The sequence below is a fragment of the Gluconobacter sp. NFX36 genome (genome assembly GCF_049887835.1).
Classification (GTDB): Bacteria; Pseudomonadota; Alphaproteobacteria; order Acetobacterales; family Acetobacteraceae; genus Gluconobacter; species Gluconobacter japonicus_A.
The window spans coordinates 84452-100958 of sequence record NZ_JAGEKJ010000006.1 but is presented as its reverse complement, the minus strand read 5'-3'; the positions used below and the strand labels follow the sequence as shown (position 1 = coordinate 100958).

Here is a 16507-nt window from a genome sequence, read left to right as displayed (position 1 = left end):
AAAGCCGTGTTTTTGGTAACAAAAAAGTGTTGGAACCATTATAGAGATAGAATGACTTATACATCTATCCAGCTGGAATAGTCACTACTGCACCACCGGTATGATTTGTTGCAGCCAATGCGCTTAGAACCTGCACCATTGTAAAAGCCAGCTTGCTCTGGAAGTCCTTTTCATCAATCCAGAACCACATGTTATTATACTCAACGGCTGCATACCGCCGTTCAGGCGCTTTATGACTTGAGTGAATGACCACTTCCGGGCGATTTTCAATACCAACCTGACCAATTGTTGGTGGAGTACGACCAACCTTGATATCTTCTTCAGGAACTTCAACTTCGTAAGCCAGCTGAGTGAGCATCGCGAGCATGGAACGCGTCAGAATAGCGATCTGCCCTGGATGCTTCGGGTATGGTCCATAAACGATCTCCGCTTCCTCCGCGTGAGGATCGAGATGCAGAAGCCTTCGAACTTCAGCCTGAATAGCCAGAAGATTGCTGTCAGACGTTGAAGACAGCACCAGATAGGAGTGCTCCTGCCCATTGGGAGTGTCCGGCTTGGACCCGTTTTTCTTTGTCGAATCATCCGAGGAAGAAGGTGGTGGCGCGTCCGTCGTGATGCGGATGGTCATAGCCCCGGCAATCTGGAGCTGCCGAAGATCATGCAACAACAGATAGAAACGGACAGAGCCTCCTCCGGCTCCAATTCCGCGGACATTGGATAATCCATCAATCGACTGCGCTGTCAGCCGTAGCAACGTATCAATCGGGAGACCACCCAAACTGAGCGGCATGATTACAAGCGGCGAAATCGGACGGACAATATTTTCCGCGTATTGCTGGCCCGTCACAGGCTGATAGGTGAAAGTCGGGCTTTCGCCCGCCGTCATTGTGCCTGTGCCAAAAAGGTAATTGCCAACCGCTGTGGCAGGATAGGCGTAGAACCCACCGCTCACACTTTTAGAGACGCTGTAACCGGCAATAACCTGCGTCGTATCAAGGAATGTTGGTGGATCAGCATAGCGAAGCCGAACAATGTTCAGAAGCATCTCGTGCTTCTGTGATTCCCCGAGCGCACGCGAGTATTCAAGCTCGTCCCGCTGAAGCCGCGATGGTCCGATCGGTCCGCAGGCAGAAAGACAGGTCAGTGCGGCCAGGATCATGGCGCGAGATGTCAGATGAATGTGCATGTCTCCGAGCAAACTGAACCATTCCGGCCGCAAGCGAAAGCCACATCCGACAAGGGAAAGCGCTCAACGCATATTTTTCACAAAAGATGTTGCTCTTAAGGCCTTGAAACACTTTGCTGCCCTGCCTAGATTTGACCGTGGAAACACGGACCTGTGAGGGTTCGGATTTGACGTCACAAGGGTTCGCTCCGGTGCCTGACTAGGGCCGAGGCAAACCGCTGAAAGGACAAAAAGTACATGAGCAAAGTCATCGGTATTGACCTCGGCACGACCAACTCCTGCGTTGCAGTGCGTGAAGGCGACGAAACCCGCGTTATTGAAAACAGCGAAGGCGCACGCACGACGCCGTCCATGGTCGCCTTCACCGAAAATGGTGAGCGTCTCGTCGGACAGGCCGCGAAGCGTCAGGCTGTTACAAACCCAACCAACACCCTCTATGCCGTCAAGCGTCTGATCGGTCGCCGTTACGACGACCCAACCGTGACGAAGGACAAGGGCATGGTCCCTTATGAGATCGTCAAGGGTGACAACGGCGACGCATGGGTTCGTGCCCGCGGCGAAGATTACGCACCTTCCCAGATCGCTGCTTTCGTTCTCGGCAAGATGAAGGAAACGGCTGAGGCTTACCTTGGCGAGACCGTCACACAGGCTGTCATTACGGTTCCGGCCTACTTCAACGATGCACAGCGTCAGGCAACACGTGATGCCGGCAAGATTGCTGGCCTTGAAGTGCTCCGTATCATCAACGAGCCGACCGCTGCCGCTCTGGCCTATGGCCTTGGCAAGCGCGATTCCGGCACGGTGGCTGTGTATGACCTTGGTGGTGGTACGTTCGACGTTTCCATCCTCGAGATTTCTGACGGCGTGATTGAAGTGAAGTCCACGAACGGTGATACGTTCCTGGGCGGTGAAGACTTCGATAACCGCGTCATCGACTTCCTGGCTGATGAGTTCAAGAAGGATCAGGGCATTGACCTGCGTGGCGACAAGCTCGCCCTGCAGCGCCTGAAGGAAGCCGCTGAAAAGGCCAAGATCGAGCTTTCCTCCTCCAAGGAAACCGAAATCAACCTGCCGTTCATCACGGCTGATGCGTCCGGTCCGAAGCACCTCGTCGTCAAGCTGTCCCGCGCCAAGCTGGAAAGCCTGGTTGACGATCTGGTTCAGCGTACGCTTGGCCCGTGCCGTTCCGCCATCAAAGACGCTGGCGTCTCCACGAGCGAGATTGACGAAGTCATTCTCGTTGGCGGCATGACCCGTATGCCGAAGGTCATTGAGACGGTTAAGGAATTCTTCGGCAAGGATCCGGCTCGCAACGTCAACCCTGACGAAGTGGTCGCTATCGGTGCAGCCGTTCAGGGCGCTGTCCTGAAGGGTGACGTGAAGGACGTTCTGCTTCTCGACGTGACGCCGCTGTCGCTGGGTATCGAAACGCTGGGTGGCGTGTTCACCCGCCTGATCGACCGCAACACGACGATCCCGACCAAGAAGAGCCAGACCTTCTCCACGGCTGAAGACAACCAGAACGCCGTGACCATCAAGGTCTATCAGGGCGAGCGTGAGATGGCGGCTGATAACAAGCTGCTTGGCAACTTCGACCTGCAGGGCATTGCTCCAGCACCGCGTGGCGTTCCGCAGATTGAAGTCACGTTCGACATCGATGCCAACGGTATCGTCAACGTGTCCGCCAAGGACAAGGCGACGAACAAGGAACAGCAGATCAAGATCCAGGCTTCTGGTGGTCTGTCCGACGGTGACATTGATCGTATGGTCAAGGAAGCTGAAGCCAACGCTTCTGCCGACAAAGCCAAGCGTGAACTGGTCGAGTTGCGCAACAGCACCGAGAGCATGATCCACCAGACCGAGAAGTCCCTCACGGAAGGTGGCGACAAGGTTCCGGCGGCTGACAAGGCTGAAGCTGAAGCAGCCATCGCAGCAGCCCGTGAAGCTCTGGGTGGCGACAATGCCGAGACGCTGAAGAGCGCCAGCGAGCGTCTGACGCAGGTGGCCATGAAGGTTGGTCAGGCCATGTATCAGGCAGAGCAGGCCCAGCAGGGCGGCGAAGCCGCGGGCGCAGAAGCCAAGGACGACAATGTTGTTGACGCCGACTTCGAAGACGTCGACGACAGCAAGAAGCACTGATCGGGTGACTTCCCCAGGTGGGGCTTCCCGCCCCGCCTGACCTGTTTTCCGAAGGGCGCCCGTTCCCGCAAGGGGGTGGGCGCCATTCTTGTTTCCGGCCCTCAGACAAGGACCGATCATGGCCACGAAGATCGACTACTACGAAAGTCTTGAAGTTTCGCGCACGGCGTCTGGGGAAGAGCTGAAGAAAGCCTTCCGCAAGCAGGCCATGCGCTACCACCCGGACCGTAACCCGGGCGATGAGACCGCTGAACTGAAGTTCAAGGAAATCAACGAAGCTTACGAAGTCCTGAAGGACGATCAGAAGCGCGCAGCCTATGACCAGTACGGTCATGCCGCTTTTGATGGCGGAATGGGTGGTGGCGGTTTCGGCGGCTTTGGTGCCGGCGGCCTGGGCGACATCTTCGACCAGATGTTCGGCGACATGATGGGCGGTCGTCGTGGCGGTGGACGTCGCACAGGCGCTGACGTTCAGGTTGAAGTCGACATCACCCTGACCGAAGCCTTTTCAGGTGTAACCAAAGAGGTTGAAGTCCGCACGCGCGTCGCCTGTGAGTCCTGCCATGGGTCAGGCTCGGCAGATGCGAGCGGTGGCAGCACGACCTGCGCAACCTGTCATGGCGCAGGCAAGGTCCGGGCTCAGCAGGGCTTCTTCCTTGTGGAACGTCCCTGCCCAACCTGTAACGGCTCTGGCCGCACGGTTCGCAACCCCTGCAAGTCCTGTCAGGGTTCTGGCACACAGGCTAAGACCGAAACACTCAAGATTGAGATTCCGGCAGGTGTTGAAGACGGAACCCGCATCCGCATGGCGGGTCGCGGCGAAGCTGGCGGCGACGGCGTACAGCCGGGTGACCTGTATGTGCACGTCGCAGTTCTGTCACATGAAATCTTCCAACGCGATGGTGCCAATATCTATTGCCGCGTTCCGCTACGCATGACGCAGGCAGCACTGGGCACAGAAGTGGAAGTCCCAGTCATTGATGGCAGCCGCAGCCGTGTCCGCATTCCGGCCGGAACACAAACAGGCGAGACTTTCCGCCTTCGCGGCAAAGGCTTCTCTGTACTGCGCTCCTCAGCGCGTGGCGACATGTACATTCAGGTCTCGGTGGAAACGCCACATCACCTGACCAAGCGCCAGCGTGAACTTCTCGAAGAATTCGAGAAGGAAGCTGGTGATGACCACACCAAGGCAAGCCCTGAAAACAGCGGGTTCTTCGCCAAGGTTCGGGACTTCTTCGAAGGTCGCTGAATACGGAATACCCCTCCCGAAACGGAGGGGTTTTTTTATGGTCATTCGTGATCGTTGTCTTCCATTAAAAAACTAACGGTCACTCTGAAGAGCTGAAATAATACTGGACCAGTTTCAGACTAAACGCAGCGTCAAATTTAATCCGAAAGTGACGTCAACTGGTCCAGAATATCCTGATCACGAATACGATTATCTTTTAGAAGCATCGTGATTCTATTAAGAATTAAAGCCAAATGATTGTCATCATGCAGGGGTATATACTCAGAACTTTCATCATATGAAAATTTTCCAATATCGGACCGTAGGACAAGATGACGATTATAGGGAATAACCATTACATCACCGGTTCCGATATTAATTTTATAATTATGCCGAACACCGTTTATAAATACATAATTTCTGTCAACACTAATCGCGTCCCCAGCTTTAAACGACGGCAATAAAGAGACAATTGCCTCACGGCGACTTTGAGCGAGACCGCCGAAGTGTGACTCATTTGATATGGAGATGTTCGCCAGACCCGACTGGCGGCGCCATACCCCAAGATCCGGAATGGACGAGATCGTTTCTGGGTCAAAGGAAATATTGCTCGCAGCCGTGCTGACCATCAGATCAACATCACGCATAATCTCGGAAAACACGACTTGAGAGATATCGCCAAGACGAAGCGGCGTTTTCATCTCAGTCAGTTTACGGCCTCCGTCATAGAGCCAGTTTCCTTGATCTTTCAGGACGCAAAACCTGACCCTATCAGTGATGACGTGAGTAAAAGTCCCGGCACCATGTTCAAGATCGTTTATCCCTACACCTCCGGTTCTTATTTCAGCATAAATACCATGCGCAGGGAGCCCGAACGTCCAGGGAGCACTTTCGGACGATGGTATATGAGGAGAGAGGTTGCGGATACGCCATCCTCTTTTGCGCCCAATTTCAACCACCTGAGCCTGATTTAAAATTCGTCCAGCATAGCGATAGGATGCCGGAGAGCTTTCACGCTCTGCCTGAGTAAGTGTGTATGTTTCCCGCCAGGCTTGCCGAATTGGCTGGCTGATTTTCAATCGTTCCAGAGTTGCTCTCCAACGTGCAACAATGGATTTTCCGTCAGCATCTTTTCCTTCACTGTGAAGAGGATGCCAAAGACTCAGGAGTACTCCGGCTTTAAGGGGAAGATGCTTATTTCCGTCGGGGTCATACACTTCCCCATTTCTTCCAAACAGGCAGGTGAAAACCGTCCCATCTGGTTCAGCAACAAGCCATATCTGGCGCCGTGCAAGCCACCCGAGAACAGGATGAGAAAGCCAGCGCTCCTGAAACACGGAGTAAAGCCAGGTTTGCCCCGTCAGCCACGACCGCTCCAACCTCAGGCGATGAATGGACATATCAGCTGTCAGCATTTTTGCGTCTGCTCTTGCCGCGCGAAGAATCGCTTCAACTCCCGGAGCTTTACGCACCATAACGGGAAGCCTGCTTAAATGTTTATTCTCAGCATCTTCGTAGTGGACCATCCCTTGACCTGAACCCGTTAGGTTCAAAACCACTTTGACACCAGCAGATAACTCATCCACGCGGCTATGGGATTCATTTAACCCATATTGCAGTGCAACAAGTTCCTCTGCTTCAACTGTCGTCAATCCGGATGCCGACGCTGCATATGCAAGGGCCGCGTTCAACTGACCTAACATTGTCGAATGCCGAACTTTGGATCGAAGTCGTGCAAGTCCACGAATAGCATCAATCGTGGCAAGTTCTCCAACGGTCGCTACAAGGCGATTAAACTTCGCAACATCCTCTTTTTTCAAAGCTTGCGTACACAGAGACAATAACCATGAGACATCAGATGACTCTTTCGCTGCAGCAACCATACAAAGACAGCCAGGGAAGATGGATATTGTAATATCCGGCTTATCAGAAAAACTCCCACAGCATGACGACTTTGCCGGGAGGCGCTTTCTGGCAGGAAATTTTGTTCGCAGACGATGGAATTGTCCAAACGACATGACACCCGTATTTTCCGGATGTCCAGGACGAAAAATATAAAGATCGGGATTTTGGATGAGTACTTCAGCCGCCTTAATGACTGAACCGGTTTTCGAAAAAACCAGATTAATCAGTTGTACAAAGCGTGGGAAAATAGCGGCACGATACAGGGGCGGTACACTAAGTACATTATAATGCCTTTGATAAATTTCAGAAATCTTTCCATATTCCTGCAAAAAAAATCTTGCAAAATCGAGATCTAGATCTCCGCCTGGTTCACTTAATCGAGTAGAAAACCGTGTCAGTGTTTTCTCGGAAGGCTTTGGTGAATCGGGAACCTGAAAAAGCTCAAGCCGACTATTCATATCATTGACTGAAGAAGCCGGATCTTCTCGAATTACCCCCTCACGCGCAACCCACAGAAGATGTGGAAAGTCCCGACTCATATCTTCAATATCAAGAAGAGCCTGATCGAACCATTGTTCATTAGGAAGGCTATGCCCCGAACTCCTGAACAAACGCATATAACTGGCCATTCCACGCTTCGCCGCATGAAGCGGAGCAGTTTCCGATAATCTATACTTTGAGGGAAATAACCGTGACGTTTCTATTCCAAGCGTATGGCTGCTTTCCTGTTTCGCGTATCGCCGGAACCAGTTTGGAGGACGAGGAAGACCTCCAATTCCCAGGAGTTCTCCCGTCATACACGTTGTTAGGGGAACATGATGAATGGTTATATTATCGAGAAGTGGCTGCTTAATAATTCCGTAATACGATGCGATTTTTGATTTATGGCGTTCGACCCATGCATTATTGAGTTTCCAGAAAATTTGCCCATCAATTTTTTCCATCTCCGCCATCCAGCGGATCAATTGTTTTTCGAGAATCCCGACCTCGGTCAGAACCATCCTTGCGAGTGCAACATCTGTGTCGAGAAGGTCAGTTTGGGGCATTGTCTTTCCCGGGCATAGGTTCCAAATAGTATAAATTTTTGAAAAATAGATATCTATTTCGATCTAGCTCTTTAATTAGACAGCAATACATATTACTGCATCGTACTAAGAACGCCGCAAGTTATGCGGCGCCTACCAGAAAAAATTCAGCCAAATTCTGGAGCCAAACGCGTCAGACTTTCGGACGTCAAATCCGAAATAGTGCTCGCACCCGTAAGGGTCATGGCGACACGGAGTTCTTTCTCCATAATATCGAGCAAATTCTCCACCCCCTTCTGTCCATCGGCAGCAAGGGCATAAACAAAGGCACGGCCCAGCAGCACGGCATCTGCTCCCATTGCCACCATTCGAGCGATATCAAGGCCGGACCGGACGCCGGAATCTGCCAGAATTTTCAACTCTCCCCTGACGGCCTCTGCAATAGGCGGAAGGGCACGGGCACTAGACAGAACACCGTCAAGCTGACGGCCACCATGGTTGGAAACAACGATCCCATCAGCCCCGAACCGCACAGCATCCTTTGCATCTTCCGGGTCGAGAATCCCCTTAATGACCATAGGGCCATCCCAGTAGTCGCGGATCCATTCCAGATCTTTCCAACTGATGGACGGATCGAAATTATTGGCGAGCCAGCCAATATAATCTTCCAGCTTGGTCGGATTGCCTCGGTAGCGGGAAATATTACCCAGATCATGCGGTCTGCCTCGCAGGCCAACATCCCAAGCCCAGATTGGATGCGTCATGGCCTGCAGGTAACGCCGGATCGCGGCGTTCGGGCCGGACATTCCTGAGTGCGCGTCGCGGTAACGGGCGCCCGGCGTCGGCATATCGACCGTAAAGACCAGCGTGGTAATACCAGCGGCCTTGGCGCGTTCCAGCGCGTTCTTCATGAAGCCCCGGTCTTTCAGCACGTAGAGCTGGAACCAGATGGGAACAGGACTGCGTCCCTGTACTTCTTCAATCGGACAGACCGAGACGGTCGATAATGTAAATGGAATACCTCTTCGGGCGGCTGCGCGAGCTGCCTGAACCTCACCCCGGCGTGCATACATGCCTGTCAGACCAACGGGAGCCAGAGCCGCAGGAATATTGAGTTTGCGCCCGAACAGTTCTGTCCCTGTGTTAAGCGCAGAGACGTTTTTCAGAATGCGCTGGCGCAGGGCGATGTCAGCCAGATCAGAGACATTCCGACGCATCGTCTGTTCAGCGTAAGAACCGCCATCAATGTACTGGAACAGAAAAGGAGGCAGGCGACGGCGGGCTGCTTCTCTATAATCTGTTGCGGAAGAAATAATCATTACCGGCTCCACCATCATTGACTGCTCTTGATGACGGGGAGACTGCCAGTCTGTCCGATGCCACCCAAGAGGCGATCCTGTGTTCAGACACTAAGCCGCAAAATGCCATTCGCACAGAGGTGCCATAAAATTTCCACGGCACTTTCAGGTGTTCAGTTTGCGCAACACCCTTGCGTTACGCTGGAACCCCAGAACAGAGACAGATGCTGTATCAAGAAGAATATTCTCGCCCAAACGAACGTCATTGCTCACCCACATACTGATGAGGCTGCGCAGAATGTGACCATGCGCAAACAACGCAATCGTACCCTGCTGTGCAAGAAGGCGATCAAGCAGGCGACCAACTCGTGTTTGGACCTGTTCCGCAGTCTCTCCGTTCTGGACATCGGATGTCCATAAAGACCAGCCTGGTTCGTCCTTGAGAATGTCAGCAGAGGTTCGCCCCTCATAAACGCCGTAGTCCCATTCCATGAGGTCAGGCTCCATTTGAGCCTGCACGCCCAACCCAGCCAGTTCGCAGGTTTCGCGAGCGCGTTGAAGGGGGCTGCAAAGCACCTGATCGAATGTTTGATCTGCAAGACGTGATTTCAGGGCGCGTGCCTGTTCCCGACCATTTTCCGTAAGAGAAATATCTGTGCGGCCTGTGTGCTGGCCGCTGATGGTCCAGTCCGTTTCCCCATGCCGGATGAGCCAGAGCGTGGGCGTGTTCATATCCCTTTATCCTTCAGTCTTTTCGGAAAACGAAAAGAGGCCTGTGCTAAGACAGGCCTCCCGACTGCTTCAGGTTTTGTTGACCGAAGCATCGTAAATCCGGTCCACCACTTTGCTCAGGATCGCATTGAACTCCTGATCGGACTGGGACACGCGCAGATCATCCACGAGCGCACGGGAGAAGCTAGCGATCATGCCATGGTTTGCCTTGAGTTTTTGGCAGGCCTGATCCAGCGGATAGCCCCCTGACAGAGCGACAACACGCTGCATCCGGGGATGCTTCATAAGATCTGCATACAGATCCGGATTTTCAGGGATCGTGACCTTCAGCATGATCGGATAATCACCGGGCAGCGCGTCCAGACCAAGGGCCAGTTCCTTGGCAAGAATGGCTTCAGCGTCTGCTTTCTCGGGACTTTTGACCAGAACTTCAGGCTCCATGATGGGAACCAGCCCGTGAGAGGCAACCTGGGCCGCAATGTCGAACTGCTGCTGGACAATCGCCTTGATAGCCTCGGGGTTGGCCAATCGGATTACTGACCGCTCCTTGGTTCCGTACACGCCCAGTTTGGCAGCACGCTCCAGAAGAGCATCCAGACCGGGAATGGGCTTCATCAACTGAGCGCCATCCTTTTCTTCTTCCAGCCCTTTGTCGATCTTGAGGAACGGGACAATGCCGCAGTTTTTCCAGAGATAGGTGGGAACAGGGACGTCCCCGACCGTGCCATCCATGGTTTTCTCAAACAGGATTGCGGCCAGAACTTCATGACTCTGAAACGCAGGAGACGTGATGATCCGGACCCGCATTTCGTGCATCAGCCGGAACATGTCTGCGTCATTGGAATAGGCATCGGGTTCGATGCCATATTGGGCAAGGGCTTTGGGGGTTGATCCGCCACTTTGATCAAGGGCGGCAATAAAACCAGGCTTTTTCGAAACCTGCTCAGCCATTGTTGCATCAGGCATGAACGTCACATCCTTTTCTTCAGTCTGATGACCAGAAGTAACGGCTAACTTTCGCCCGGGATGTCGAACTCTTCCAATCACATTGCACGGATTAGGAGTACGCCATGCGCCCATTCAGATGCACGAAAAGTGAAGTCAGTCTTTTTCAGAATTACCCGACAAAGGCTGCGTCAGTTCTGGAAACAACCGCGCCAGATCAGCCGGTCGCAAGAGATCTGCGAGCGTATAACGGTCCAGAACTGCCAGGAATGCACCGAGCGCCTCACCCAGTACGCCGCGCAAATGACAAGACGGAGACAGGATGCAGGCCCGGTTTCCCGCAGCACGCCCCTCGCAATCCACCAGCATCATGTCGTCTTCCGTGAAGCGAACAACCTCTCCGATTCCGATTTCCTGCGCCGGACGCCCCAGTGTCAGACCGCCGCCTCGCCCTCTTGTTGTTGTGATGAACTGCCCCTGCCCCAGACGATGCACGACCTTCACGAGATGATTCTCTGAAATTCCGTAAGCCTCAGCAATGTCACGGATGGAGACACGCACGGAAGGTCGTCCACCCAGATAAAGCAGGGTCCGCAGAGCATAGTCAGTGTGAAGGGTGAGGCGCATACGACTCCTCTGGCAGATTGACGAGGCGAAGTCACGCGCCTAAAGATGTATTTTTTATACACCTTTAAGAAGACCTATCATGTCCTCTTCAGACCGCAGCCTTACTCCAGACGTTATCGCCGTCATCAAGGCGACCATTCCTGCGCTGGAAGCGCACGGCCTCGACATCACAACCGAGATGTATCGTCGTCTGCTGGCCGACCCTGCCATTGCTGAAATGTTTGACCCGACCCATCAGTCCAAGGGAACGCAGCCTCGCGCTCTGGCCATGGCTGTTCTGGCGTATGCGAAGAACATCGATAATCTTGGCGTTCTGGGTGGCGCGGTAGAACGCATTGCTCAGAAGCATGTCAGTCTGGAAATCCTGCCCGAACATTATCCGCATGTCGCAACGGCGCTTCTTGGAGCGATCCAGCATGTTCTGGGTGAGGCCGCGACACCAGCAATCCTGGATGCCTGGGGTCGGGCATACTGGGCTCTGGCCGATATTTTGATCGGTCGCGAACACCAGCTTTACGATACAAGCGCTCAAGCTGAAGGGGGTTGGACAGGCTGGCGTTCTTTCACGATCGCTCAGGCCCATAGGGAATGTGAGAACGTGACAACGCTCGAACTCAAGCCAGTGGATGGCAAGAGCGTCATTCAGGCTGTTCCTGGCCAGTATCTTGGCGTGGATCTGAATATTCCAAGCCATGGTCAGACACGTCGCAATTACAGCATCACGTCAAAGCCAGGTCACGATGGATACACCATCAGTGTCCGGCATGTGCCAAACGGTATCGTCTCAACATGGCTCAACAGCGCAGACAGTGTGGGGCATGAGGTTCGCCTGTCACCACCGGCGGGCGAGTTCGTTCTCCCGGAGAAGATTGAAACGCCCGTTGCATTCATCTGCGCTGGAATCGGGATCACGCCCATGATCGGCATGATCGAATCTTTGGCAGAAAAATCAGACGCCGTTCCGGTCAGCGTTATTCAGATCGCACATTCTGCGGAAGCCGCTCCTTTTTCCAGTAAACTGCGCGAGCTTGCAGACGCCTCAGGAAACATCAGCCTTTATACTCGTCTGACGTCTATAGACGGTCGGCCAGATGCGGACTGGATTGCGTCACATCTTCCAGAAAACGCAGCCTGCTACCTGTGTGGTCCAACCGGCTTCATGCGTGAGATGGTGCAGTTTCTCCCGAAAGCCGGCATTCCAGTCGAACGTCTGCGTTACGAGACGTTCGGACCGGATACCGGCGTTACGGATTAAACCTCAAAGAGCCGCGATGGCGCTCTCTGCTTCCGCAAGGATGCGAGGGCGATCGTTGCCGCCATTTACAGCCAGACCTTCGGCCTCGATGACTTTAATATCCGTAACACCAAGGAAACCAAGAACGGCCTTGATGTAAGTCACCTGATGCTCAAAAATAGCCTGTGGCGTTCCTTCCGAGTAGATGCCGCCACGGGCACCAGCGATCACGACCGTCTTGCCACCGGCAAGGCCTTCGACGCCATTTTCCCCATAGCGGAACGTCTGACCGGCGATTGCAATGCGATCGATCCAGGACTTCAGTTGGCTCGGAATCCCGAAGTTGTACATTGGTACACCAAGCACGAGAATGTCGGCTGCTTTGAAATCGGCCAGAGCCTTTGCACCCGCCACGAGCACAGGGTTGGACGCGGCATCGGCTGTCAGCTCTTTCCCCAGAAATGACAGTGATTCGCCATCCAGGTGCGGCAGCGGTTCTGCGACCAGATCAAGGGATGTGACCTCCAGATCCGGATGTTTCTGGCGATAACGCTCAACAATGGCAACGCTAAGCTGACGGGTGGCGGAAAAACCGCCGAGAATGCTGGAGTCGATGTGAAGGAGTTTCATCTTTTCTCTTCCGGTTCCTGATCGTAACCAGCACAAGATAAGAAACCTTTCTCACGCCTTCGCAAGACGGCACATTCAGGGATCATAGGCACATGGATGTTAGTACCCTTCCTCCTCCCATAACGCATGAGAGCGACACATGCGCCGTTGTCCGCGCCATTCTGGCTCGCGTTGGAGACAAGTGGAGCATCCTGATCGTTCGGATTCTGGGAGACGGCTCCATGCGTTTTAGTGAACTTCGCCGCTCCATAGAGGGAATTTCACAGCGTATGTTGACCCTGACGCTGCGAAATCTGGAACGGGACGGGCTGGTCAAACGCACAGTGACACCAACAACCCCGCCCCGCGTCGACTACGCCCTGACGGATCTGGGCCGCTCCCTCCAGAGTATTACAGAAGCCTTTGGCCGATGGGCCGTGACTCATCGGGATGAAATCGAGAATGCCCGTCAACGTTTTGACGCGCGCCAATAATCCCCTAGGTTGCAGCCAACAGTTTCTGACGGTCAGGCACGGATTATGACGATTTCTCCCCGCATCGGTATTGCTGGCATTACAGGCCGGCTAGGTTCGCTCTGTGCGGAGGAGGCCGGAACGTCACTCGCTGGAGGTTTGTCCCGACATGCCGATGCGAGCCGCAACATCACGTCTGACCCTACCGCTTTTGCGAAAAACTGTGATGTTGTGATCGATGTCAGTCATGCTTCTACCGTCCAGACTCACGCTACAGCCTTTGCAGAGGCGAAATGCCCGTGGGTTCTGGGTACGACAGGCCTTGGTGCTGATGATCAAACTGCGGTCGACAAGGCTGCAAAGCTTATTCCGGTCCTTCAGGCCGCCAATTTCTCCCCCGCACTGACCCTTTTTCTGGAGCTTGCCAAACAACTTGGCGCCGGTTTGCCGGGATACGATGCAGAAATTGTGGAAGTTCATCATCGCCAGAAGGTAGATGCTCCGTCTGGCACAGCCCTTGCGATTGGACGAGCCGTTGCGGAAGGGCGAAACGTGGCCCTTGAGGACGTCATACGTCTCGATCAGAATGGCGCCCGCCCAGACGGAGCCATCGGTTTTGCATCCCTGCGCGGGGGCCAGATCGTGGGGGAACACGACCTGATGTTCATGGCGGCAGACGAACAGATCACACTGTCTCACCGCGCCCTCGATCGCAGGGTCTTTGCCCGCGGAGCCATCATGGCAGCCCGATGGCTCGCACAGCAGCCACCGGGCCTTTACGGCATGGCGGACGTGCTTCGTCGGGCAGTTTAACCGCCCGGCGAAAAGCAGCGCTGTCAGCCTCCGGAAATTTCCAGATTCACACCCGTCATAAAACTGGAATCGTCTCCGAGAAGGAACGCGACCACGCCGGGGATTTCATTGATATCGCCATACCGACGCATCGGAACGCTCCCGATCATCTGCTTGGCGACTTCCTCGGGATTGGTTGAGAAATACTGCGTGTTGGCCTTCGCCTGCAATTCAACCTGTCGGTCCCACATAAAGCCCGGCCCCATGTATCCCGGGCTGATTGCATTCACCCGGATATTGTATGGTGCGAGGTCATAAGCAGCGGTTTCGGTCAGGGCAATAATCGCCCCCTTGGAAGCACCATAAGCTGCCATGTTCGGCGGTCCCTTGACGCCCGCCATGCTGGCCGTGTTCACAATGCGTCCGTAGCCATTCTCGATCATGTGCCGCGAGACCGCTTTCAGAACATGGAAAGCGCCCGTGACGTTGATGTTCAGAACCTTCGGAAAATCTTCAGCCGGATAGTCCTGAACCGGAGCAAAAGCCCCCTGATATCCCGCATTGTTAAACAGAAAGTCGATTTTCCCGAAATCGGAGATCACACGGCTGACCACGTCATTGACGGAAGACTCAGACGTCACGTCGCAGACATAAGACTGTACGTTCACACCCTTTTCGCGAACCGCGGCTTCCGCTTTCGCAAGAGCATCCGCATTCATGTCAAGCAGGGCAATATCCGTTCCCATCTCTGCAAGACGCAAAGCGGTTGCAAGACCGATATTACCTCCGGCTCCTGTCACCAGACATGATTTACCGCTAAAGAAACTTACAACGTATGCCATGTGTCCCTCGTTGAGATACGGCGTTTTTGACCCGGCTATACATATCTTGAGACGAAGTATTCGTCTGCCCCTGTTTCTTCACCATGCAGGATCGTAGATAACGATCTATATTCTTCCTTGTTCTACAATACCTTACACAAGACGTTGAGAGAAAATTCCCTTCACCTTCCCCAAGGCACTTGACCCCTGCGTGCAATTCCGCCAAGCCGTGCCTTCCTGAATGCTGCAGTCCGTCCGTCATGGCGTCTGCGGCCCTTTTCACCACTCATTCCCTGCGAGGTCCCTGAGTGCGCAATCACGGCGATTTCCTGTTCACCTCTGAATCCGTTTCCGAGGGCCATCCCGACAAGGTGGCAGACCGTATCTCCGACACCGTCCTGGACGCTTATCTTGAAGCCGATCCGGAAGCCCGCGTTGCCTGTGAAACGCTGGTCACGACGAACCGTGTCATCCTGGCCGGTGAAGTCCGTGGCCCGAAGGCTGTCGAAGACACGCTGATCGACCGCGCACGCGAGGCCATCAAGGACATTGGCTACGACCAGGAAGGTTTCTCCTGGAAGACGGCAGACATCACGTCCTACCTGCACGCACAGTCCGCTGACATCGCCCAGGGCGTGGACAGCGGCGCTAACAAGGACGAAGGCGCTGGCGATCAGGGCATCATGTTCGGCTTTGCCACGCGCGAAACCGAAAACCTGATGCCGGCTCCGCTGTTCTACGCCCAGACAATCCTTGAGCGTATCCGTGACTACCGCAAGAACGGTGACGCCCGCGGCGCCGGCCTTCTTCCGGACGCGAAGAGCCAGGTCACGCTGCGTTATGTCGATGGTAAGCCGGTTGGCGTGACGTCTGTAGTGATTTCCACGCAGCACGCTGAAGGCATGAGCCAGAACACGATCCGCGAAACGCTTCGCGGCGTCGTCAATGACGTTCTGCCAAATGGCTGGAGCTGCCCGGAAGACGAGTTCTATGTGAACCCGACCGGCAACTTCGTCATTGGTGGCCCGGATGGTGACGCTGGTCTGACAGGTCGCAAGATCATCGTGGACACATACGGCGGTGCAGCTCCTCATGGTGGTGGCGCATTCTCCGGCAAGGACCCCACGAAAGTTGACCGTTCGGCTGCTTATGCTGCGCGTTATCTTGCCAAGAACGTCGTTGCCGCTGGTCTCGCAGATCGCTGCACGATCCAGCTCAGCTATGCCATCGGCGTCTCCAAGCCGCTGTCAGTCTATGTTGATCTCGACGGCACGGGCAAGGACATCGACGAAGCACGCCTCGGCCTGCTCCTCAACGACGTTGTGGATCTGTCCCCGCGCGGCATCCGCAAGCATCTGCGCCTGAACCGCCCGATCTATGTTCCGACGTCCGCTTACGGTCACTTCGGTCGCGTGCCGAACGCCGCTCTGGACAACTTCACCTGGGAACAGACGGATCTTGTTGATACCCTCCGTAACGCACTGAACAGGTAA

At 54.3% G+C, this 16507-nt stretch carries 14 protein-coding genes; 6 read left to right on the top strand and 8 right to left on the bottom strand.

What is annotated here, in order from left to right; all coding sequences use genetic code 11:
* Window positions 1-64: 64 nt before the first annotated feature.
* Entirely contained in the window at window positions 65-1186 is a 1122-nt protein-coding gene (locus tag J4P41_RS07990) for a hypothetical protein (protein WP_175266178.1), read from the bottom strand.
* Window positions 1187-1423: 237 nt separating this feature from the next.
* Between J4P41_RS07990 and dnaK the strand changes: the two genes are divergently transcribed.
* The gene (gene dnaK / locus J4P41_RS07985; protein ID WP_010503421.1) at window positions 1424-3325 is read left to right on the top strand and encodes a molecular chaperone DnaK; all 1902 of its coding nucleotides are present in this window, start codon (window positions 1424-1426) and stop codon (window positions 3323-3325) included.
* 118 nt (window positions 3326-3443) lie between these two features.
* Window positions 3444-4574: a molecular chaperone DnaJ gene (gene dnaJ / locus J4P41_RS07980; RefSeq protein WP_426066703.1), complete on the top strand. Its 1131-nt coding sequence runs from the start codon at window positions 3444-3446 to the stop codon at window positions 4572-4574.
* A gap of 137 nt (window positions 4575-4711) precedes the next feature.
* Here dnaJ and J4P41_RS07975 read toward each other — a convergent pair whose 3' ends face one another.
* The 5 genes from J4P41_RS07975 to J4P41_RS07955 form a co-directional block, all read right to left on the bottom strand.
* A complete protein-coding gene (locus tag J4P41_RS07975; protein WP_426066702.1) occupies window positions 4712-7504 on the bottom strand; it encodes a DUF4132 domain-containing protein in 2793 nt (930 codons plus the stop codon).
* Window positions 7505-7650: 146 nt separating this feature from the next.
* Complete coding sequence (lldD, locus tag J4P41_RS07970; RefSeq protein ID WP_426066701.1) at window positions 7651-8802, bottom strand: FMN-dependent L-lactate dehydrogenase LldD; 1152 nt, start codon at window positions 8800-8802, stop codon at window positions 7651-7653.
* A gap of 144 nt (window positions 8803-8946) precedes the next feature.
* The gene (locus tag J4P41_RS07965; protein WP_426066700.1) at window positions 8947-9513 is read right to left on the bottom strand and encodes a histidine phosphatase family protein; all 567 of its coding nucleotides are present in this window, start codon (window positions 9511-9513) and stop codon (window positions 8947-8949) included.
* 69 nt (window positions 9514-9582) lie between these two features.
* Window positions 9583-10479 carry a fructose bisphosphate aldolase gene (locus J4P41_RS07960; RefSeq protein ID WP_415573831.1) on the bottom strand — a complete coding sequence of 299 codons (897 nt, stop codon included), beginning with the start codon at window positions 10477-10479 and terminating at the stop codon, window positions 9583-9585.
* 135 nt (window positions 10480-10614) lie between these two features.
* Window positions 10615-11085 (bottom strand): Rrf2 family transcriptional regulator, encoded by a 471-nt coding sequence (locus tag J4P41_RS07955; RefSeq protein WP_211568037.1) that lies wholly within the window; start codon window positions 11083-11085, stop codon window positions 10615-10617.
* Between the two features lie 79 nt (window positions 11086-11164).
* On the opposite strand from J4P41_RS07955, the gene J4P41_RS07950 reads away from it, so the two are divergent.
* Complete coding sequence (locus J4P41_RS07950) at window positions 11165-12340, top strand: globin domain-containing protein (RefSeq protein ID WP_426066699.1); 1176 nt, start codon at window positions 11165-11167, stop codon at window positions 12338-12340.
* A 3-nt stretch (window positions 12341-12343) separates the two neighbouring features.
* On the opposite strand, the gene J4P41_RS07945 is transcribed toward J4P41_RS07950, so the two are convergent.
* Complete coding sequence (locus J4P41_RS07945) at window positions 12344-12949, bottom strand: FMN-dependent NADH-azoreductase (protein WP_426066698.1); 606 nt, start codon at window positions 12947-12949, stop codon at window positions 12344-12346.
* A 92-nt stretch (window positions 12950-13041) separates the two neighbouring features.
* Here J4P41_RS07945 and J4P41_RS07940 point away from each other — a divergent pair, with 92 nt between their 5' ends.
* Window positions 13042-13422: a winged helix-turn-helix transcriptional regulator gene (locus J4P41_RS07940; RefSeq protein WP_023944099.1), complete on the top strand. Its 381-nt coding sequence runs from the start codon at window positions 13042-13044 to the stop codon at window positions 13420-13422.
* A gap of 45 nt (window positions 13423-13467) precedes the next feature.
* The gene (gene dapB / locus J4P41_RS07935) at window positions 13468-14214 is read left to right on the top strand and encodes a 4-hydroxy-tetrahydrodipicolinate reductase (protein ID WP_426066697.1); all 747 of its coding nucleotides are present in this window, start codon (window positions 13468-13470) and stop codon (window positions 14212-14214) included.
* 23 nt (window positions 14215-14237) lie between these two features.
* Here dapB and J4P41_RS07930 read toward each other — a convergent pair whose 3' ends face one another.
* A complete protein-coding gene (locus J4P41_RS07930; protein WP_426066696.1) occupies window positions 14238-15035 on the bottom strand; it encodes an SDR family NAD(P)-dependent oxidoreductase in 798 nt (265 codons plus the stop codon).
* A gap of 287 nt (window positions 15036-15322) precedes the next feature.
* Between J4P41_RS07930 and metK the strand changes: the two genes are divergently transcribed.
* On the top strand, window positions 15323-16507 hold the full coding sequence (metK, locus tag J4P41_RS07925) for a methionine adenosyltransferase (RefSeq protein WP_426066695.1): 1185 nt from the start codon (window positions 15323-15325) through the stop codon (window positions 16505-16507).